Below are 20632 nucleotides of genomic sequence, written 5' to 3'. Positions count from 1 at the left end.
GCTCTGCCTCAATAGCCCTGCGGGCCGAACACCTTGATGCCGAAGCGCTTCTCCATCGCGCGGCCGAAGCGGTATTTCATCTCCGGGCCCTCGTAGGTCATCGGCGGCGTGCGGAGAAATCCCGTCTCGGGCTCGACCCGCAGCACCGTGAATGACGGCCCCTCTTCGCTTGCGATGTCCGGCATCTCGCGTTCGAGCACATCGAGCGACTCGATGGTGCGCGTCTTCGCGATGCCCGCGCCTTTCGCGATCGTCGCATAGTCCGTGCGGCCCTGGTTGACCATCGGCAGCGCGCCGACCGTCTGGTAGACCTGATTGTCGACGACGAAATGCTTGAGGTTCTTCGGCGCCTGCGACGCCTCGGTGAGAAGGCAGCCGAGATTCATGCAGAGCGAGCCGTCGGCATTGATCAGCCAGACCGGCGCGTCCGGCAGCGACAGCGCGAGGCCGAGCGCGAAGCTCGCCGCAAATCCCATGGCGCCGTGCATGTAGAAGGCGTCCTCGCCCTCGGTCACCGCCCACCATTCGTTCGCAGCCATGCCCAGCGCACAGACGGCCACCGCGCCGCCGCGGTGCTTTGCCACCACCTCGATCGCGCTGCGCGCCTTCATGCCGAGGCTCCCTTCACCAAGCGCCGCGTGAGGAACAGCACGAAGGGCCGCTTCTGCAAACGACAGGTCTCGTAGGCATCCGGGATCGATGCGATCTCGTCGGGCTGATTCACGACGTGATACGGAAAGTCGTAGGTCTGCAGCAGCGGCAGCGTGCGGCGGCCCTGCACCTCCTGATAGATGCGCTGATCGTCGATCGAGCCCCGCTGGCTGACGATCAGAAACACCGGAATCTGATGGCGCAGATTGAGCGTCGCGAGCTCGCCCGTACAGGTGAGCAACCCCGTCGCGCCCATCAGCGCCACCGAGCGCACGCCGCCGAAGAACGCCCCGCTGCAGATCGCGACGGCCTCGGCCTCGCGGGCGACGCTGACATGGCGGATCGAGTTGTCGGCGGCGATGCGATTGATCAGCGGCGCCACCCAATCGTCCGGCAGCGACGCCGCAAGCGTCACACCACACTTCTTGATCTGCTCGTGGATTTTCTCGTTGACGTCCATCGTCCCGGTCACTGCACGCTCGCTGATTTTCTTATTTGGCCGGACCGGCCGCCAGAACCTCGACCTCGACCAGGAATTCCGGCCGGGTGAAGCCCGTCACGATCATCAGGGTCGAGGCCGGCGGCGGATCGACCGTGAATTCGTCGCGGACAGTCATATAGCCTTTCATGTGCTCGCGGCCGGTCACAAAGGCGTTGATCCGGACCAGATCGGCAAAGCCGAGGCCCACGTCCTTGAGCACCGCCTCGATGTTGCGGAAGCAGAGCCGCGTCTGTTCTTCCACCGTCGGCGGAATGTGATCGTTCGGGTCGATGCCGAGCTGGCCCGAACAGACCACGAGGCGGTGACCGGCCGGCACCTCGACGCCATAACTGTAGCGCGCGAAAGGCGTGCGAATGGATTTGGGAGTGATGTGTCTCATGATGAGGATGCTATACCATCGCGTGACGAGATCGGAAGGTTGATATGGCGCGAAAACGATACTGGGGCGAACTGAAATCGAGCGAGTTTTCCGAACTCGATCCGAGCACCACCATCGCGGTGCTGCCGGTCGCGGCGATCGAGCAGCACGGCCCGCATCTGCCGGTGATGACCGACACCGCGATCATGCAGGGCATGATCGACACCACGCTGAAGCGGCTCCCCGACGAGCTTTCGGTGCTGTTCCTGCCGATCCAGACCATCGGCAAATCGAACGAGCACCTGCGCTCCAAGGGCACCATCACGTTCTCGGCCGAGAACCTGCTGCGCACCTGGTTCGAGATCGGCGAGGCCGTGCACCGCGCCGGCCTTCGCAAGCTCGTCATCGTCAATTCGCACGGCGGCAATGCCGAGGTGATCGCGATCCTCGCCCGCGAGCTTCGCGTGCGGCTCAACATGCTGGCGGTGGCGACGCAGTGGCGGCGCTTCGGCCTGCCGCCCGACACTTACGCGGCCTATGACGCGACCTACGGCATCCATGCCGGCGACATCGAGGTGTCGCTGATGCTGCACTTCCGGCCCGAGCTGGTCGATATGTCCAAGGCCAAGATGTTTCCTTCAAGCGCCGCCGACATCGAGAAGGAATTCACCCATCTGCGGCCGATCGGCACGCACGCCTTCGGCTGGATCGCGCCGGACCTCAATCCCGACGGCGCGGTCGGCGACGCCTCGGCCGGCACCGCCGAAAAAGGCAAGCGCACCGCGGAATTCCAGGCCGACGGATTCATTGCGCTGTTGCGCGACGTGACGCGGTTCTCGCTGGACCGGCTGGCGTAACGTACCGGCGATCGCACCAATCACCGGCGTCATGCCCGGCCTTGTGCCGGGCATCTCGCTTAGGGAGGCACAGTGCCCACCTAAGCGAGATGGCCGGGACAAGCCCGGCCATGACAACTGATGGGTCGGCGCCAGTGATCTACCGGCCGGACCAGTGAACGAAGCGCCGCTCGATCAGAAGAAATAACAGGTTCAGCCCGTAGCCCAGCGCGCCGGCGGCGAAGATCGCCGCGTACATGCGCGGCATCTCGAACAACTGCTGGGCCTCGAACACGCTGTGGCCGATCCCATCTTGCGAGCCGATGAACATCTCGGCGACCACGATAATGACGAGGGCGAGCGACACGCCGTTCCGGAGCCCGACGAAGGTCTGCGGCAGCGATTCCAGCAGCATCACGTCGAACAGCACGCGCAACCTTGAAGCGCCCATGACCTTGGCGGCGAGGAGCCGCGTCTTGCGCGCGTTCATCACCCCGTAGGCGACGTTGAACAGGATCACCAGCATCGCACCGAAGGCCGCGACCGAGATCTTGGTCTTGTCGCCAACGCCGAACAGCACAAGGAACAGCGGAAACATCGCCGAGGCCGGCGTCGAGCGGAAAAAATCGATGACGAACTCCAGCGAGCGGTAGAGCCGTTCGGACGAACCCAGCACGATGCCGAGCGGGATCGCGATCACGGCCGCGATCAGCGTGGACCAGATGGTGCGCTCCACGGTGCGGATGAAATCGAAGCCGAGCACGCCGCCCATGCCCTTCCACAGCGCCTCGAACGCGGCCTTGGGCGGCGGCAGCAGCACCGGGTCGACAAAACCGCCATGGACCGCGATCGACCATACGGCCAGCAGGCCAACGACGCCGACAACCGGGAGGAACGGCTCGAGCTTCTTCATGTGCGCCGCACCTCCCGCTGGAACACCTCGAGGCAATGCGCCTTGATGCGCACGAAATCCGGATCGGACAGCGTCACGTCGGTCCGCGGCCGCGCACCGTCATAGCGCACGAAGTCCGCGACCCGCGCCGGATAGCGCGAAAGCAGCAGTACTCGGTCGGCGAGATACACCGCTTCTTCCAGGTCATGCGACACCAGAACGGTCGTGGTCTTGGTCTCCATGAACAGCTTTTGCAGCTGCTCGCGCATGAACAGCGTCATCTCGTAATCGAGCGCCGAGAACGGCTCATCGAGAAACAGGATCTCCGGCTCGACGATCAGTGCGCGCATGATGGAGACCAGCTGCTGCTGGCCGCCGGACATCTGGTAGGGATACTTGTTGAGATCGAGCCGAACGCCGAGCCGCGCCACGAGCTTTTCGACCTGCGCACGCCGCTCGGACTTTCCGACGCCCATTAGCTTCAGCGGATAGGCGATGTTGTCGAAAGCCCGCAACCAGGGAAACAGCGCCTCGCGATAGTTCTGGAACACGTAGCCGAATTTGATCTCCGACAGCAGCATGCCGTCGAACAGCACCTGGCCTTCATCGAGCGGGATAAGCCCCGCGACCATGTTGATCAGCGTGCTCTTGCCGCAGCCGTTCGGACCGAACACGCAGATCAATTCGCCGCGCGGAATGTCGAGATCGAACTTGTCGTAGATCACCGCATCGCCGAAGCGCTTGCTGAGCCCCCGGATGGTGACGTGGGGGCGCAGCCCCGCGCCACCGACCGGCAACGATGTCGGCACACTCTCGGGCGCTGATACGCTCGGGTCTTGCCTGAGAGCGTGCTCCCTCGCGCTCATGACGGCTCCCGGCGCCATCGATCAGAACGACTTCAGGTACTTCTTGACGTCGATCTTCTCCGGCACCACGCCGATGTCAGTGCCGAAGTCGGTGAACTTCTGCAGATAGTCGAGCTGCTTCGCGTCCATGTCCTTGACCATGGTGTAGCCAAGCATCGGCACCGAATCGACGAGGTCGTCGGGCGTCAGCGTGTTCTTGGCGAGATACTTCCGCGCCTCTTCCGGATTCTTCTTGATGAAGTCCACCGCCTTGCCCCAGCCTTCGGCGAAGCGCTTGGCGACATCCGGACGCTTGGTGATGAACTCGGTGGAGAGCGCGCAGCCTGCCGCGAACGCGTCGGCCTGCGGGCTGCCGAGGATATACTTGCCGATCACGCCGGCTTCCACGGTCTTCGCAACGCCCATCTTGTGCATGATGGTCGCGCTCGGCTCGAGCGTGTAGCCCCCGTCAAATGTGCCGGCCTTCATGGCGTTGACGTGCTGGCCCATGTCGAGCTGATCGATGGTGTAATCGCCCTCCTTCAGGCCGACCTTGGCGAGGATACCTTTCGCGGTGTTGAGGTTCGCCGGTCCCGGCGCCGACATCAGCTTGAGGCCCTTGAAGTCGGCGAGCGTCTTGACCTTGTCGGCAAGGCCCTCGCGCACCACGAACTGCTCCATGATGTAGGTCGCGGTCTGGCTGTGCATGGCGATGTACATCGCGACGCCGGGCTTCTTCACATTCGCATTGAGGCCTTCGAGCGTGACCAGCACGGCCGCGGCGTCAATCTGATTGGTCATCAGGGCGGCGACATTCGGCGGGCCGCCCATGAGCCTGACGGTCTCGGGCTCGATGTTGAGCTCCTTGAAGTAGCCCTTCTCGATCGCGACGAAGTAAGGCAGCGACGACGAGATCGGAAACACGCCGACCGTGACCTTGTCGGCCGCAAAAGCGGGCTGCGTGGCCGTGAAAGCCAGCGCGGCTGAGCCGATCATCGAGAGAAAATGGCGGCGTCGCATGTCCTTGCTTCTCCTTTGGAAGAACTCAGCTTTTTGTCGCCATGGCGGGCAAGCCGGGCACCTCCTGGTAGAGCCGCCGGAGCTTCGCCATGAAGTCCGGCTGATTTTTATGCAAAGTTCCTGCCACCGGATCGGCGCCCTCCAGCATGGTGTCGGTGGCTTCGCGCGAAAACTCCACGGTGAACAGCATCCGCTCGCGTCGGAGTGCGTCGATTTCCTCGAGCCAGGCTCGCGGATCGCGACGGCCGGCGGTCCATTCGCGGGCGATCAGATCAGCGGCGACAGCTGCGTCCTCGATGGCCTGGGTGGCGCCCTGCCCGAGTGTCGGCACCATGCCGTGGGCGGCGTCGCCGAGATAAAGCACGGACGCATCCGGATCGGTGTAGAGCACGTCGTGCTCCTGCATCCGCGCCCAGTGCATGTCGGCGACGTTGGCGCAGATCGTGTCGACGAGCCAACCGCCCTGGGCACTCAAGGCGCCGCTGCGCGGCGTGAAGGCCGCGCGCAATGCTTCGGGCTGCTTGAGACTTTCAGGAATCGGCTGATCGGCCGGGATCGGAAACGCCGTCGCCACATAGACGTGATCGGGCGGCACGCGAAAGGCCAGCAGCCGGTTCGGACCGTTGAACCATTGCTCATAGTCGTCGATCAGGCTGTTGCTGGAATTGGGAACGAGCACGCGGGAGATCGCGACGCCAACCATGCGGCTGACAGCTTCTCCGGCAAGAGCACGGCGCACCTCCGAATAGCGGCCGTCGGTCGCGATCAGGAAATCGACCTTCTCGATGCGGCGCTCTATGCCGCCCTGCCGCCACGCGATCGATGTGGTATTGCCGTCGCGAACGATGCTGGTGATGGCGCAATCGTAGAGCACCGCGGGCGCTGCGGCCTCGCGCAGCACGCGATAAAGCTCCGACCAGCGGATTCGCCAGCCGTCGTTAAAAGCCACCTGCGACAGCGGCAGATCGAACAGCACCGAGCCATCCGTGAGGGAAATACGCCAGGTGCGCCACGGCAGCCCCGCGGCGGTGATCGCGTCCGTCAGCTCAGGATCGTGAGCTTGCAGCGCCATTCGGGCATTCGGCCCGATGTTCAGCCCGGTGCCCGACTCGGCGTGGTCGCCCTGCGCGACACGCTCCAGGCAGATCACCTCGGCGCCGGAAAGCCGCGACAGCGTGCGCGCCATGATGCAGCCGGCGACGCCCGCCCCGACGATGACGATGCGCATCAACGGACCTCCGCCGGTGCGCGCTCGGCAATCGCCGCGATCAGCCCGCCGCCGTCGGGGCCTTGATGCTCGGCGCCGCCCGAGACGAAAATCCGCCCGTCGCCGATCACGCCGGCGACCAGACCACCGAGCGCGCCGCGCACATGGCGTTGCGCATTGATGTCGGTGTCGTCCAGCATGGTATGGCGATGGCCGCGGATCGCGCCGCGACGATCGGGCTCGCATTTGACGAATACGGCGCGAAGGCGGGCAAGATCGCGCGCGCTCACTTGCGGTTTCGCCTCGATGCCCAGGTCACTGAGCATCTGGACCACGCCGCCGATGTCGAGCGCATCCGTCATCGGCCGGTGCGCAATGACGAGATCGCCCGACCAGAAGCGACTGTTGCCGAGCACGATCACTTCGTTGGCCTCGACCTCGACGCCCGAAGAAATGCTGGCGCAATTGGAGAGCACACCGAAGTCGCGCAGCATCGCGCTCTCGTCCACCGCATCGGCTTCGCCAAGCGCGAGCGCCACGCCGAACGCGCCCGCAGCGCGCGCCAACGCCATCGAACGGTTCGGATCGGTCGTCACAACGGTCTGCCCGCGCGCCTTGGCGGCTTCGGCGCGCGCCGAGGTGATGCACGGGCATTTGACCTGGACGAAGTGCACGTCGCGCGGGTCGGTGATGTGGGCCCCGGCCATCGCGGCTTTCACGGCATCGGCGACACTCCGCACGTGAGCGTTGCGCCCGACATGCTCAGCCGGCAGGGCTAAGCTGACCGCGGTGCCGATCGCCAGTGCCGGCGTTGCATGAGGCGTTGCGGGCGGCGCGCCACTTCGCGCCAGCACCACATAGTGCGGGCTGAGAACGCCTTCGGTGCCGCCGGACAGCACGCACGGAATGCGCTCGATCAACTTCTCCGGCTCCTGGCCAAGCTTGCGCCCCAGCAGACCCATCAGGCTTTGGGTGAAATAGCCGCGCGTAAAGTCATTCACCCCGCCGTTGCCTTCGGTTTTGCCGATGATTGCAACGATGTCGGCCGGCGCGAGGAGGCCTCTGGAGAACAACTGTTCCAGCGCAGAGACGTCCCCAGGATGGGACATGGATAATCTGAAAACTGAAGCACGCATGAGGCCCGCCCCTGCAAAATCCCTGCCGTATTCGGCCGCCTTCCTGTGCGGTAGAGACGATTTCATCTCCGCCCTTGTTTGCAAGCTGTGGCAACATAGTTGCGAAAGCATCGAGCGGTGACGACGCTGTCGCCGAATATTGTGCGCCATTCGGGGGTAACGTGGTCCACATGCGCTCCAAATCGCCCATCAGGACGATCCTTGCACCGTTCGTGATGGTTGCGGCGGCGCTCTATTTCTTTGTGGATGCGCTGTTCCTGTCGTTCATCCGGCCGATCTCGCGGGCCCTTGCCCGGCTTGGCCTGTTCGACAAGCTCACGCAGGCGATCGGGCGGCTCGGGCCCTACACCACGCTGGCCCTATTCATCGTGCCGGTCGCCGTGCTGGAGCCTGCGAAGCCCGTGGGCTTTTATCTGATCGCGGAAGGCCACTTCATCCACGGCGTGATCGTGATTGCCGGCGCCGAGCTTTTGAAGATCGCGATCGTGGAACGCATTTACCAAATCGGCCAGCCCAAGCTGATGACGATCCCGCTGTTCGCGAAGGCGCATGATTTCGTGACCGGCTGGCTTGGCTGGTTCAAGGCGATGCCGGCCTGGCAGGCCGTGACGCACCAGTTCCAGTCGATTACGAGATGGTTTCGGTCGCTGATGCGACAAATTCGGCCCGCCCGCCGCTAGTTGCCGCCTTGATCGCGATCAAGGCGGCCGCGTTGAACCGGTTTCAGGGTGAGGCGTTGTCGACGCGAGTCCGCTGTCAAAGTCCATGACCGACCATCAGCAAAATGCCGTGTTTGCGCTGCTCGCCGATCCGGCGACGCATGCCGGCAAGAAAGTGACGCGCTTCGACACCCACGCGGCATCGGTGTTTCTCGCAGGCGACCGCGCCTACAAGGTCAAGCGCGCGGTGCGCTTTCCGTTTCTCGACTATTCGACGTTGCAGAAGCGCAAGGCCGCCTGTGCGGCCGAGCTCGAGGTCAATCAGCGCTTCGCGCCCGAACTCTACCACCGCATCGTGCCGATCACCCGCGAGGCCCAAGGCGGGCTCAAGCTCGATGGCGCGGGCGAGCCCGTCGAGTGGGCGGTCGAGATGACACGCTTCGACGAAGCGCAGACGCTCGATCATATTGCCGAGCGCGGCGAGCTGCGTCACGGCCTGCCGGAAAAGCTCGCCCGCATGGTGGCTGCTATGCATCGACGCGCTGAGGCGGTCGACGGCGCACCGTGGCTTGCGGCGCTCGAAAATTACATCGATCAGAATACGAATGGATTCCGCCGGCACGCGACCATCTTCCCGAACGCGCAGCTCGAAGAACTTGACCGCCGCTCGCGCGCGGCTCTTGATCGCGTGCGTCCGCTGCTGATCGAACGCGGAAAACTCGGGTTGATCCGTCGCTGCCATGGCGATCTGCATCTCGGCAACATCGCGCTGGTGGACAACGAGCCGGTGGCGTTCGATGCCATCGAGTTCGATCCCGTCATCGCTTCGGGCGATGTGCTTTACGACCTCGCCTTCCTGCTGATGGACCTTGTCGAACGCGACCTCGGCGGCGCTGCCAACACGGTGCTGAACGGCTATTTCGAGGCGTCGCGGCGGATCGAGGACTGTGACGGGCTCGCAGCGTTGCCGCTGTTCCTGTCGTTGCGAGCGTCGATTCGCGCCATGGTGACGGCGGCACGATTGGAACGGGCCGCAGACGACCAGCGCGATGCCATTGCGCAGGCGGCCGCAAAATATTTCCGACTGGCGCTCGAACTGCTGACGCCGCCGGCGCCGAAGGTCATCGCGACTGGCGGCCTGTCCGGCACCGGCAAATCAGTGCTTGCGAAGGACCTTGCACCCTTCATTGGGCCTGTGCCGGGCGCGCTGGTGCTGCGCTCCGATGTCGAAAGAAAGACACTGTTCGGCAAAAGCGAAACCGAAAGGCTGTCGCCTGACGCCTATCGGGCCGAGGTGTCAGAACGAGTCTACGCGGTGCTGTACGACAAGGCGGCGCGCATTGCGCGCGCCGGCCATTCGGTGATCGCTGACGCCGTGTTTGCGAAGGAGAACGAACGCGAAGCGATCGAGATCGTCGCCCGCGACGCAGGCGTTGCGTTTCAGGGCTTCTACCTCACCGCCGATATCGACACGCGCATCAAACGGATCGGCGGCCGCGGCCCGGACGCCTCCGATGCCAATGCCGCCGTGGCGCGGCAGCAGGAGGAGTTCGCGCTGGGCGATGTGAATTGGTCCATCGTCGATGCCTCGGGAACGCCTGCCGAAACGCTGGCCCGCGCGCGCAAGAAAATGAGCTGAGCAAAACTCTCTTATCTTGTCGAAAACTGTCCAGCGCCCCTTGAATTGCCGCTCCCGGGTTTGAGGCTTGGTGCCGTCGAGTCCCGCTGGACCTGCGCCACCATGACATTCCACGCCGATCTCCACGTCCACTCGAAGCATTCCCGCGCCACCAGCCGGGACCTCGATCTCGAGCACCTGGCCTGGTGGGCGGCGCGCAAGGGCATCGGCGTGGTCGGCACCGGCGACTGCGTGCACCCGCAATGGCTTGCCGAGATCAAGGACAAGCTGGTGCCGGATGGCCGCGGGCTGTTTCGGTTGCGGCCGGACATCGAAAGCGAATTGTGGAAGACGCTGCCGCCCGCCTGCCGGCGTCCGGTGCGCTTCATGCTCTCGACCGAGATCTCCACGATCTACAAGAAGGGCGAGAAGACCCGGAAGGTGCATCACCTGATCTATGCGCCAGATTTCGAGACCGCCGATCGCCTCGCTGCAAGCCTCGCCCGCGTTGGCAATATCGCCTCCGACGGCCGTCCGATCCTGGGCCTGGATTCGCGCAATCTGTTGGAAATCGCGCTGCAGTCCGGGCCGCACTGCTATCTCGTGCCCGCGCACATCTGGACGCCGTGGTTCTCGGCGCTCGGCTCGCAGTCGGGCTTCGATACGATCGCGGAGTGCTACGGCGATCTCACGGATCACATCTTTGCGGTCGAGACCGGCCTGTCGTCCGATCCGGCGATGAACTGGCGCATCTCGTTCCTCGACCGCTACCGGCTGACGTCGAACTCGGATGCGCATTCGCCGGGCAAACTCGGCCGCGAAGCGACGCAGTTCACTTGCGAGCCGGACTATTTCGCAATTCGACACGCGCTCGAAACCGGCGACGGCTATGGCGGCACGGTCGAGTTCTTTCCCGAAGAGGGCAAATATCATATGGACGGCCACCGCACCTGCGGCGTGCGGCTCGATCCGAAGGAGACGCTTGCACTCGACGGCCGCTGTCCGGTGTGCGGCAAAGGCGTCACCGTGGGCGTCGCGCACAGAGTCGAGATGCTGGCCGACCGCAGCGAGGCGGAGACGAAACCGCCGGCCACCGCCGGCGAGGTGTCGAGCCTGGTGCCGTTGCCGGAGATCATCTCCGAGATCATGGCGAGCGGCGTCGGCTCGAAATCCGTCGGCACCGCTTATGACCGCGTCACCGCAGCGCTCGGCCCCGAGTTGTCGGTGCTTGGCGAGGTGCCGGTTGAGGATATTTCAAAGGCCGATCCGCTGATCGGCGAGGCGGTCGAGCGGCTGCGCAAAGGGGCTGTGATCCGGCAGGCCGGTTACGACGGCGAATATGGCGTGATCCGCTTGTTCGAAGACAACGAAGTCGCGGGCTTCACGCGCGGCGGTCTGCTGTTCGATGGGCCGGTGCATCGGAAAGCGCGCACCGCGAAGCCGCAGGCCAAGGAGATCGAGATCGACGTCGCGCCGATTGACGCGCCGCTCGCGGCGGCTCCGTCCGGACGCAGCGGGCTTTTGGGCGGCCTCGACGCCGATCAGGCTCTGGCGGCCGAGGCGATCGAAGGGCCCGTGGTCGTGACAGCCGGCCCTGGCTCCGGCAAAACGCGAATGCTCACGCACCGCATCGCGCATCTGGTCGTGGAGCGCGGCGTGCCGGCGGCGGCGTGCCTTGCCATCACCTTTACGCGCCGGGCGACCGAGGAGTTGCGGGCGCGGCTTGCAACTTTGCTGGGGCGTCGCGCGCAAGACATCGCGGTACACAGCTTCCATTCGCTCGGGCTCACCATCTTGCGCGCCCATAGCGATGCACTCGGGCTTGCTCCGGGCTTCCGCATTGCCGACGAGGCAGAACGCAAAGCCGCGTTGGCCGATGCGATGCAGATCAGCGCAACGCGCGCCGGGCAATTGCTCCGTTCCATTTCCGTGCTGAAGCGGACTGGCGCTGCCGGAGACGGCATCGAGCGGGAAGCACTGGCAGCGCTGCGGCGATTGGGACGTGAGAACAACTGGGTCGATTTCGACGACCTGGTCGCCCTGACCGTGGAGTTGCTGGAGCGCGATGAAGCCATCGCCCAATCATGGCGGGCACGCTTCGCGCATGTCCTCGCCGACGAATTCCAGGATGTCGACGAGCAGCAATACCGCCTGCTGCGGCTGCTCGCCGGGCCGAACGGCAATCTCTGCGTGATTGGCGATCGGAACCAGGCGATCTACGGCTTCCGTGGCGCCGACTCGACTTGCTTTACGCGCTTCGCGACGGATTTCCCCGGCGCCCGCACGCTGCGGCTCAACCGCAACTATCGCTCGACCGGAACCATCGTGACAGCATCGAGCGCGGTGGTCGGCATGCCGGTCGAAGGCATCATCCGGCCGATGCAGGAGCCGATCGCGCTGCATGCGGCCGCGAGCGAAGACGACGAGGCCGGCTTCGTTGCCGAGACCATCGAGACGCTGATGGGCGGCCACGATCTGCTGACGGCCCATCGCGGCAAGGCTGGCCGGAACACGCTGAGCTTCGCCGATTTCTCCGTGCTCTACCGCACCGACGCGCAGTCGGCGGCGTTGCGGACCGCCTTTGACCGCGCCGGCATCCCGTTCAAGAAAAGCTCGCCGCAGCCATTGGCCGGACATGCAGGCGTCGAAGCCATCCTCGCGGCGCTGACCGAACATCGTGAAGCGCTTGCCGATCTGGAGCTTCCGGCGCGCATCGCGATGGCGGCGGAGCGCGCCTTGGAAACCGACATCGCGGCTGTCGCGGAAGCAAAAGGCTGGATAACGGCGCTTGCGGCATTGGAAAACGTCGCAGGCGACGAAACACACCTGCGCGAGCAGATCGCGCTCGCCACCGAAGCCGACTTCCGCGACCCGCGCGCCGACCGTGTTTCGCTCCTGACCATGCATGCGGCCAAGGGATTGGAATTCGCCGTGGTGTTCGTGGTCGGCATGGAGGACGGGCTTACGCCGTTCTCGTGGGAAGAAAGCCAGGATATCGACCCCGAAGAACGCCGCCTGTTCTATGTGGCCATGACGCGCGCGAAAGATCGGCTGTTCCTCAGCCGCGCGGCTGAGCGATTCTGGCGCGGCGCCCGCCGCGCACTGCCGCCATCGCGCTTCCTGAAGGGGCTCGCGGCCGAACTGACGACACAGCACGGACCGGCTCAGCCAAAACGACGGCCACCGCAGCAATACAGTTTGTTCTGAACCGGCATCCAAATGGACGATGGCGCTTCCGAGGAAGCATGCCCATATCTTGGGAGGTGACGCAGTTTCATGCGTCGCCCCGGAATGGCATGGAGCTTGCCATGAGCGACGTCCGTGATGGAGTTGACGCTGCCCGCAAGCCCCGCGTGGTGATCGTCGGCGGCGGCTTCGGCGGGCTGTCAGCCGCCAAAGCTCTCGCCAAGGCGCCGTTCGACATCACGCTGATCGACCGTACCAACCATCATCTGTTCCAGCCGCTGCTCTATCAGGTCGCCACCGCAGGGTTGTCGCCCGCCGATATCGCGGCCCCGATCCGCCACGTTCTCAACGACCAGCGCAATCTAAAAGTCATGCTCGGCGAGGTGTCGGGCGTCGATCTCGCCCGCAAGGAGGTGATCACCGACGACCGCCGCGTGGCTTACGATCATATGGTGATCGCAACCGGTGCGCGGCACGCCTATTTCGGCCACGACGACTGGGCGGCCGTGGCGCCGGGCCTCAAGACGCTCGATGACGCGACGGCCGTGCGGCGGCGCATCCTGCTAGCCTTCGAGCGCGCCGAGACCGAGGCCGACGCCGACGAGCGCGCACGGCTGCTGACCTTCGTGGTGATCGGCGGAGGCCCCACGGGCGTCGAGATGGCCGGCGCGATTGCGGAGCTAGCCAAGCGCGCGCTCGCCTCCGACTTCCGGTCGATCGATCCGCGGTCCGCCCGCATCATCCTGGTCGAGGCCGCGGACCGCGTGCTCACGCCGTTCGACGAGACGCTGTCGGCTGCGGCGCGCCGCTCGCTGGAGCAGCTCGGCGTCGAGGTGCGTCTCGGCTCGGCGGTCACCGATTGCAGCGACGACGGCGTTCGCCTGGGCGGCACGTTCATCCCGACCCGCACCATCATCTGGGCGGCCGGAGTGATGGCTTCACCGGCGGGCCGCTGGCTCGGCGCGGAAACCGACCGCGCCGGGCGCGTCAGGGTCCGCGGCGATCTTTCGGTGCCCGGACATCCCGAAGTGTTCGTGATCGGCGACACTGCAGCGGTGATCGACGAGGACGGCGCGCCGCTGCCGGGTGTCGCGCCGGTCGCGAAGCAGCAGGGCCAGTACGTCGCCCAAGCGCTGATCGCGCGGCAGGGCGGCCGGACCGTTCCAGCCTTCCGCTATCGCGATTATGGCTCGCTCGCCACCATCGGACGCTCGCGCGCGGTGGCGCAGTTCGGCAAGCTGAAGGTGTCGGGCTTGCCGGCGTGGCTCCTTTGGACCGTGGCGCACATCTACTACCTGATCGGCTTCCGCAACCGCTTCGTCGTCGCGCTGAACTGGGCTTGGAGTTACCTCACCTTCGAACGGGGCAGCCGCCTGATCACGGGGCCGGCTCCACGTCCCGGCGAGCAGCGCCAAGATCAGCACCAAGATCAGCGCCACGGGTTGCAATCGAAAGCAAGTTAGCTAGTCATTCTGTTGGGCGACCAAATCGAGGCGATGCCATGATCAAAGATATTCTGGTCAATCTCACGGTCGGAAAACCGAACGACTTTGCCGGCGACTTCGCCATTTCGGCCGCCGAGATGTTCGATGCGCATCTGTCCGCCGTGGCGGCGGCTTGCAAACTGCCGATCGCCGATACGTTGGACGGCATCTCGGCCACAACCTTCGACGCCTATACCGACGAACGCCAGGCCGAGGCGGAAAAAGCCAAGCGATCCTTCGACGAACGCGCCCGCCGCGCCGGCATCCAATCCGACTCGAGTGTGGTGACCGACTTCACCGCCGAGGTCGCGCAGCTCTTTGCCGAGGCCGCGCGCCACTACGATCTGTCCGTCGTCGCACAAGAGCAACGCGAGAACGACCTGCCGGAAAGCCTGATCATCGAAGCCGCCCTGCTCGAATCCGGACGCCCGGTCCTGGTGGTGCCCTACATCCAGAAAACCGGCCTCAAGCTCGATCGCGTCATGCTGTGCTGGGACGGCAGCAAGAACGCGTCACGCGCGCTGGGCGATGCGATGCCTTTGCTCGGGCGGGCCGGCACGATCGATATCGTCACGGTCGAGGCGAAAGAGCAGCGCAGCACCATTCGCGGCGCGCAGATTGCCGATCATCTGGCGCGTCACGGATTCAAGGTCGAGCTCAAGCCGATCGTCGCCCCCGGCAACGACATTGCAAACGTGCTGCTGTCGCGGGCCGCCGACAGCGGGGCCGATCTCATCGTCATGGGCGGCTATGGGCATTCGCGGTTGCGCGAGTTCCTTCTCGGCGGCGCCACAAGGGGCATGCTGGACAGCATGACCGTGCCGGTACTGATGTCGCATTAACCGGCCAGCAGCCGCCCATAACCGGGCACGTGGTTGCGCACGCCGGCGAGTTGCAACGCATTCCACATCATGGCGGAGGCGGCCGAAATCACCGGCTTGCCGAGATCCTGTTCGAGCGTCTCCAGGATCGGGATCGTCGGCATGCCGAGCCCGCTGAGAAACACCGCCTCGACCTGCGGCGTGTTCACCGAGCGCCCGAGTCCATAGGCGCGCTCCGGCGTCTCGTCGAAGATATTAGTCACGTTTTCAAGCACGCCATGGCTGACGACCGCAAAGCCGTGCTCCTCCAGTAGCGTCTTGCCCTGGAGCATGATCTCTTTCGCGTAAGGGGCGCCGAGCGCGATCCGGTTCACGCCGAGCGTCTTGAGCGCCGCGACCACACTGCCGAACGCCGTCGCGAATTGGACCTGATACTTTGCCTCGAGCCGTTTGATCAGCTCCGCCTCCGCGCGGACGCCAAGCGTGTAACTGCTGGCGGTGTGCGCCAGCATCATGACGCTGGGCTTCACCTTGACGAGGAGGTCGGCGCTTTGGTCGATGTGCTGGATCTGCGAGCGGTTGCGCTCCTCCTGCCCGGCGTGGGTGCCGCCCTCTCCGGGCGCGACCATGCGGGAGAAATGCACCGAAACCCCGGGCGGCGCCATTTCGGGCATCTCGCTTTCGATGGTCGGATTTCCCGGCGGAATGAGAAAGCCCAAGCGGGCGCGCCAACCATGCATCATTGGGCTCCATCAATACGGCGGCGGGCGCCCGACGCGGCAATCGCCTGCTCGATATCGCGCAGGCTGAAAGGCTTCTGCAATATCGGAAATTCATGCCACACGTCCCGGACGCCGCGGCGGCCGTAGCCTGTGACGAAGATGATCGGCGTGCCCTTGCCGCGCAGACGCTCCGCTGCAGGATAGACCTCGGTTCCGGCCAGATTGATATCAAGAACGGCAAGATCGAATTCCGCGGCCGCGATGTGACCGAGCGCCTCGTCCAAAGTCGACGCCGCCGCAGCGATCTCGCATCCGACGGAGGCTAGAATCTCTTCGGTCATCAGCCGAACGAGCGGCTCATCCTCAACCACGATCGTGCGCAAAGCTGATCCCATGCTCATCGCCAATTGGAATCCACAGGGTGGCGACACATCATGTCAGCTGGACGGCCAGATGGCAGCAGAGCCCGCTCGGCCGATATTTGATCTCGGAGGTCCAGCCCGCTTCTCGCGCCAGGACCTCTTCGATCAGCCGGGATCCGAAGCCCCGACGGGTCGGCGGCGTCACGGCCGGCCCCTCCGACTCGGTCCAGGTCAGATCGAGCTTCTGATTCTCATAGCTCCAGAACACATCGAGCCTGCCTTGTTGTACCGAGAGTGAACCATACTTCGCAGCATTCGTCGCGAGCTCCTGGAGCGCTGCGGCGAGCGCCAGGGTCGGTTTCGGCGGAAGGTGCACGGGCGGACCTTCGATCGACACCTGGTCGGCACGGCCATACGGCGCCAGCGTGGCGCCGACGATGGCGCGAAGGTCCGTCCCCTGCCATTTGTTGTCGGTCAGGAGATCGTAGGCGCGGGCCAGCGCGAAAATCCGCTGCTGGAAGCTTTCGACATAGGCTTCGACCGTGCTCGAGCCCGAACGCGTGAGCGTGGCAATCGATTGGACCGTCGCCAGCGTGTTCTTGACCCGATGGTTGATCTCGTCGAGCAGCAGCTTCTGCTGCTGGATGGCATTGCGCAGCTCGGTGAGGTCGAAAAATGCTGCGACCGCGGCAATCAAAGTGCCAGCGTCGTCGTAGACCGGCGCCGCGCTGGTGGAAACGCGAATGCTGCGGCCATCGCGTGTGACGTGGATGACCTCTTCGTCTTCGGTCACAGCACCGTGGCGCAGCGCACGCGTCACGGGCCATTCGGCAGGCGGATAGCGGCTGCCGTCGAGACGCAGCCGCGTCACATTGGTGAAGTCCTTGAATGTCTCGACACGATCCGCGCTCCAGATGGCGAGCGCCTTGCGGTTGGCCAGCAGCACGCCGCCGTCGGGGCCCACGATCAGGACGCCGACCGGCATCGCCTGCACGGTTGCCTTCAGCAGAATCCTCTCCCGCTCGACCCGCTCGCGGGCAGACGCGATGTTCTCGCTGACGCCGGCCAGCACGCCCTCCATGTGAGCGACCTCACGCAATCCGCTCTTGGCACTCGGGCGGAGGTGTCCACCCTGCCCCAACGTCACGACATTGAGCTGCAGGGCTTCCAATGACCGCATGATCCAGCGCGACAGCTGACGCGCGAGGAAGAGGCTGATGGCCAGCGCCGCCAGCACCAGCGCGGTCAGGATCACCACGCTTTGCCGCATCCCTGCGCTCAACAGCTCGCGCGGCATCGCCACAAAGACCGTCCAGCCGAGCTGCTGCGACCGCAGGAACGAGCTGTAAGCTTCGCCGCCGCTGCGCGACTCGATCGGGATCCAGCGGCCGGAGGTTTTGCCGACCTGCTCCAGCAGCACCGGAACGATCGGCTGCCCGACCACCCCCATTTCCGGCACACGCGATATCAGCATCCCCCGTTGATCGACGATGCTGCCGATCCATTCGGGCGGCACCAGCTTTCTCATCAGGTCGGCGAAATACTCAGGCGGGAGCCCTGCAGCCAGCACATAGCGGACTTCGTTGTTCACGCGGACCGGCACCTCGATCGAGATAATGAAATTGTTCGACTCCGCGGCCGCGATCAGTCCCGAGATTTGCGGCTGGCCGGTGACAAAGACCTTCTCCTGCGTGTCCAGGTTGCCGCGCCTGGGAAGCGTCTCGCCCGGCGCGCGGCGCGTGCTGATCAGCAGCTGTCCGCTGCGATCGACCAGCACAAGGCCATAACCGCCAATCCAGCGATTGGCGGCACGCATGTGCGCGCCGAACGCCCGGAAATCGCCAGCCGCAACGTCGGGAGACTCCGCGAGGACCTGGAGGTCTTCGATGACATTCTGAATCTTGAGTTCGACCGCCGTGAGCGTCAGCGCCGCACGGTCCGAGAGGTCACGCTCGTTCTGGTCGAATTCTTTCGCGGTGAAGAACCAGACGAGGCCGCCCGCCACCAATGCAATCGGGATGGTGCAGGCAATAGCCAGGGCGAACAGCGAACTTCTTAGACTGGGTCGCTCTAAGAATCTCTGCAGTTGCATGGGGCGGCAAATCGCATGGACCGTCCCTCGACTCTAGCACAAGCCCATGATCGAAGACCGGTCGGCGTCGCCGCAATGGGGATTGTGGCTAACGCTTCTTCCGCGCGTTGGGACGTTGTGCCTGAGCCCGGGCGATGCGGCGCTCCTGCTCATCACCAACGAAGTCGACCGGGACGCCTTTGCCGACGGCATCGGCCAACTCGAGCGCATCCCAGTTGGTCAAACGAATGCAGCCATGCGATTCCGTCTTCCCGATCTTGGAGGGCTCCGGCGTGCCGTGCAGACCATACCCCTCTCCGGATACCCCGATCCAAACAGCGCCGACCGGGTTGTTGGGCCCGGCCTGGATCGTAAAGGGCCTGTTGGTTTGCACGCCCTTGAACTTGTACTTCGGATCGTAATGGTAAGTCGGATTCTTCTGCACCGTCGTGACCTTGAGCCGACCGCGCGGGGCCGGCTTTTCGCTGCTGCCCGCCGTCACCGGATAGAAGGCAACAAGCTTTTCGTCCGGGCCGAAGGCTCGCAACGTCTGATCGGTCTTGTTCACTTCGATCCGTACGATCTTGCCGAGCTTCACCTGCGCCACGTTCGGCACCATGATGGGCTCGCCGGCATTGTCGAGCTTCTTTCCCGGATTGAGCGCACCAAGCAGCGCCTCGCTCACGTGGAATTTCTCGGCGAGCCGCTCGCGCGGGCTGACGTAGGACAGCGCCGGCAGACGCTTCATGTCCTCCATCCGCGCCGGAATCTTCGCGAGGAAAGGACCACGAACGTCGGCCTCCGTGATCGTGTATTCGATCAGAGCCGGATCGGTTGAGAAATTGGCAAGCTCCCGCCAGACCTCGTCAGTCAGCCGCTCGTTGCTCTGAAGACCGCGATCGCCAGCAAAAGCCGCGAGCGCCTTGGAAAAATTTGGACCGGGTTTCCCATCGATCTCGCCCGGCGAGTAATGCGCGCGGGACAAAAGGATCTGCGCCTTGGTCAGAAGCTCCGGTTTGAGCCGCGCGGCACCGTCGCGCAGTTGGGCGTCGGTGACGCTCTGAGCGTCGAAGGCCGCCGCAGCGAACGACGGCCCACACCAACAAACCAAACACGCCAATAAAGCCAACCGACGCATTTTCGCTGCCGCCTTTCTGGCAATGACGGGAAATCAACAAGCCAGCGATGTGAAGGTTTCCATCGGCGGGAGCGCGCACATGCCGAGACGATGTCCTGTCGGCGTCGTCGCCGCCGGTGCATTTTTCATTGCCGCGACATGTGAAATTCTTATGAATGAGGTGGAACTTGGTGGGAGGAGTCTATGCGGCGGCTCATGAGCGTCGCTGCGCTTGTGGTGTTTACATACCTCAGCGGCGCGGCGGCTGGCGAATTTGAGGACGGTGCCGTCGCCTACGACCGCGGCGACTACGCCGCTGCGCTGCAACGTTGGAAGCCTTTGGCTGATAAAGGCGACGCCGCGGCTCAAATCGCGCTTGGCGGCCTCTACGCCGATGGTCTTGGGGTCAATCAGAGCTATTCGGATGCGGCGCAATGGTTCAAGCGGGCGGCAGGTCAGGGCAACGCCCGCGCCCAGTTCAATCTCGGGACGCTGTATCTGAACGGCCAAGGGGTGGAGCGAAACGCCACCGAAGGAGCCGCATTGATTGAACGTGCGGCAGCGCAAAATTATACCGAGGCGGAGTTCAAACTCGGATCGATGTACGCCAGCGGCGAGGGTGTCCCAAGAAACGATTCGACTGCGGTCAAATGGTATCAAGCCGCCGCGGATGCCGGCCATGCGGGCGCGCAATACAGCCTGGCGCTCCATTACGCGAAAGGCCGAGGCGCTCCTTTAGATGAAAAAGAGGCCGCCCAGTGGGTGATCGCCGCGGCCAAGCAGGGACACGTGCTCGCGCAATACAATCTTGCGATCCTCTACGCGAGCGGGCGCGGTGTCGCCCACGACGATGCAGAAGCGATCAAATGGTATCGTGCCGCAGCGGACCAGGGCTATGTCCTCGCCCAGTCCAGCCTCGGCGTTCAGTATTTCGACGGCCGGGGCGTCACCCGGGACGTCCAACAGGCGCTTTTCTGGTTGAGCCTGGCCGCGTCTCGCGGCGATACGAAAGCAGCGAAGCAGCTGGACGCCATATCGCCAGGCGTGACCAAAGCGGAGCTCGATGACGCGCAGAAGCGCGCGAGAGAGTGGAAGCCCCTCTCCAATCGGCCCAAATCCTAAGCCACGCGATCGAAGAAGTGCGC

Annotated in this window: 19 protein-coding genes; 7 read left to right on the top strand and 12 right to left on the bottom strand. The window is 64.4% G+C overall.

What is annotated here, in order from left to right; translation table 11 throughout:
• Positions 1 to 8 precede the first annotated feature (8 nt).
• From RHPLAN_RS03715 to RHPLAN_RS03705, 3 genes are read right to left on the bottom strand one after another with little or no spacing between them, the layout of a single operon-like run.
• A complete protein-coding gene (locus tag RHPLAN_RS03715; RefSeq protein ID WP_068013946.1) occupies positions 9 to 611 on the bottom strand; it encodes a thiamine pyrophosphate-dependent enzyme in 603 nt (200 codons plus the stop codon).
• Positions 608 to 1123, bottom strand: a complete 516-nt coding sequence (locus RHPLAN_RS03710) for a thiamine pyrophosphate-binding protein (RefSeq protein WP_157100043.1) — start codon at positions 1121 to 1123, stop codon at positions 608 to 610. The genes RHPLAN_RS03715 and RHPLAN_RS03710 overlap by 4 nt, the downstream gene beginning before the upstream one ends.
• Before the next feature lie 19 nt (positions 1124 to 1142).
• Positions 1143 to 1535: a RidA family protein gene (locus tag RHPLAN_RS03705; RefSeq protein ID WP_068013942.1), complete on the bottom strand. Its 393-nt coding sequence runs from the start codon at positions 1533 to 1535 to the stop codon at positions 1143 to 1145.
• Between the two features lie 41 nt (positions 1536 to 1576).
• Here RHPLAN_RS03705 and RHPLAN_RS03700 point away from each other — a divergent pair, with 41 nt between their 5' ends.
• A complete protein-coding gene (locus tag RHPLAN_RS03700) occupies positions 1577 to 2368 on the top strand; it encodes a creatininase family protein (RefSeq protein ID WP_068013939.1) in 792 nt (263 codons plus the stop codon).
• 139 nt (positions 2369 to 2507) lie between these two features.
• Here RHPLAN_RS03700 and RHPLAN_RS03695 read toward each other — a convergent pair whose 3' ends face one another.
• Genes RHPLAN_RS03695 through atzD form a run of 5 tightly spaced genes read right to left on the bottom strand, consistent with a single transcriptional unit; the run spans position 2508 to position 7597 of the window.
• Positions 2508 to 3260 (bottom strand): ABC transporter permease, encoded by a 753-nt coding sequence (locus tag RHPLAN_RS03695; RefSeq protein WP_068013937.1) that lies wholly within the window; start codon positions 3258 to 3260, stop codon positions 2508 to 2510.
• On the bottom strand, positions 3257 to 4105 hold the full coding sequence (locus RHPLAN_RS03690; protein ID WP_068030522.1) for an ABC transporter ATP-binding protein: 849 nt from the start codon (positions 4103 to 4105) through the stop codon (positions 3257 to 3259). The genes RHPLAN_RS03695 and RHPLAN_RS03690 overlap by 4 nt, the downstream gene beginning before the upstream one ends.
• A gap of 21 nt (positions 4106 to 4126) precedes the next feature.
• A complete protein-coding gene (locus RHPLAN_RS03685; RefSeq protein WP_068013936.1) occupies positions 4127 to 5104 on the bottom strand; it encodes an ABC transporter substrate-binding protein in 978 nt (325 codons plus the stop codon).
• Positions 5105 to 5129: 25 nt separating this feature from the next.
• Positions 5130 to 6332, bottom strand: coding sequence for an FAD-dependent oxidoreductase (locus RHPLAN_RS03680; protein WP_068013934.1), 1203 nt, complete (start codon positions 6330 to 6332; stop codon positions 5130 to 5132).
• Positions 6332 to 7597, bottom strand: coding sequence for a cyanuric acid amidohydrolase (atzD, locus tag RHPLAN_RS03675; protein ID WP_269465612.1), 1266 nt, complete (start codon positions 7595 to 7597; stop codon positions 6332 to 6334). Before atzD ends, RHPLAN_RS03680 begins: the two co-directional genes overlap by 1 nt.
• A gap of 20 nt (positions 7598 to 7617) precedes the next feature.
• Between atzD and RHPLAN_RS03670 the strand changes: the two genes are divergently transcribed.
• From RHPLAN_RS03670 to RHPLAN_RS03650, 5 genes are all read left to right on the top strand, one after another.
• Positions 7618 to 8127, top strand: a complete 510-nt coding sequence (locus RHPLAN_RS03670) for a hypothetical protein (protein WP_068013931.1) — start codon at positions 7618 to 7620, stop codon at positions 8125 to 8127.
• An 85-nt stretch (positions 8128 to 8212) separates the two neighbouring features.
• Positions 8213 to 9745: a bifunctional aminoglycoside phosphotransferase/ATP-binding protein gene (locus RHPLAN_RS03665; protein WP_068013929.1), complete on the top strand. Its 1533-nt coding sequence runs from the start codon at positions 8213 to 8215 to the stop codon at positions 9743 to 9745.
• A 102-nt stretch (positions 9746 to 9847) separates the two neighbouring features.
• On the top strand, positions 9848 to 12931 hold the full coding sequence (locus RHPLAN_RS03660; protein WP_068013928.1) for a UvrD-helicase domain-containing protein: 3084 nt from the start codon (positions 9848 to 9850) through the stop codon (positions 12929 to 12931).
• A 101-nt stretch (positions 12932 to 13032) separates the two neighbouring features.
• Entirely contained in the window at positions 13033 to 14373 is a 1341-nt protein-coding gene (locus tag RHPLAN_RS03655; RefSeq protein WP_068030521.1) for an NAD(P)/FAD-dependent oxidoreductase, read from the top strand.
• Between the two features lie 38 nt (positions 14374 to 14411).
• Positions 14412 to 15236, top strand: coding sequence for a universal stress protein (locus tag RHPLAN_RS03650; protein ID WP_068013927.1), 825 nt, complete (start codon positions 14412 to 14414; stop codon positions 15234 to 15236).
• Here the strand turns inward: RHPLAN_RS03650 and RHPLAN_RS03645 are convergent.
• The 4 genes from RHPLAN_RS03645 to RHPLAN_RS03630 all read right to left on the bottom strand — a co-directional run bounded on the left by RHPLAN_RS03645 (position 15233) and on the right by RHPLAN_RS03630 (position 19481).
• On the bottom strand, positions 15233 to 15955 hold the full coding sequence (locus RHPLAN_RS03645) for a maleate cis-trans isomerase family protein (protein WP_157100042.1): 723 nt from the start codon (positions 15953 to 15955) through the stop codon (positions 15233 to 15235). The two genes, RHPLAN_RS03650 and RHPLAN_RS03645, sit on opposite strands and share 4 nt — an antisense overlap.
• Positions 15955 to 16338, bottom strand: a complete 384-nt coding sequence (locus tag RHPLAN_RS03640) for a response regulator (protein WP_084244249.1) — start codon at positions 16336 to 16338, stop codon at positions 15955 to 15957. The genes RHPLAN_RS03645 and RHPLAN_RS03640 overlap by 1 nt, the downstream gene beginning before the upstream one ends.
• 31 nt (positions 16339 to 16369) lie before the next feature.
• Positions 16370 to 18304, bottom strand: coding sequence for a sensor histidine kinase (locus RHPLAN_RS03635; RefSeq protein ID WP_198164694.1), 1935 nt, complete (start codon positions 18302 to 18304; stop codon positions 16370 to 16372).
• A gap of 175 nt (positions 18305 to 18479) precedes the next feature.
• Complete coding sequence (locus RHPLAN_RS03630; RefSeq protein WP_237180041.1) at positions 18480 to 19481, bottom strand: L,D-transpeptidase family protein; 1002 nt, start codon at positions 19479 to 19481, stop codon at positions 18480 to 18482.
• Positions 19482 to 19691: 210 nt separating this feature from the next.
• Here RHPLAN_RS03630 and RHPLAN_RS03625 point away from each other — a divergent pair, with 210 nt between their 5' ends.
• Complete coding sequence (locus RHPLAN_RS03625) at positions 19692 to 20609, top strand: tetratricopeptide repeat protein (RefSeq protein WP_068013918.1); 918 nt, start codon at positions 19692 to 19694, stop codon at positions 20607 to 20609.
• The last annotated feature ends 23 nt before the right edge of the window (positions 20610 to 20632 follow it).

The sequence above is a fragment of the Rhodoplanes sp. Z2-YC6860 genome (assembly GCF_001579845.1).
Lineage (GTDB): Bacteria > Pseudomonadota > Alphaproteobacteria > Rhizobiales > Xanthobacteraceae > Z2-YC6860.
This window is presented reverse-complemented; position numbering and strand designations above follow the sequence as displayed.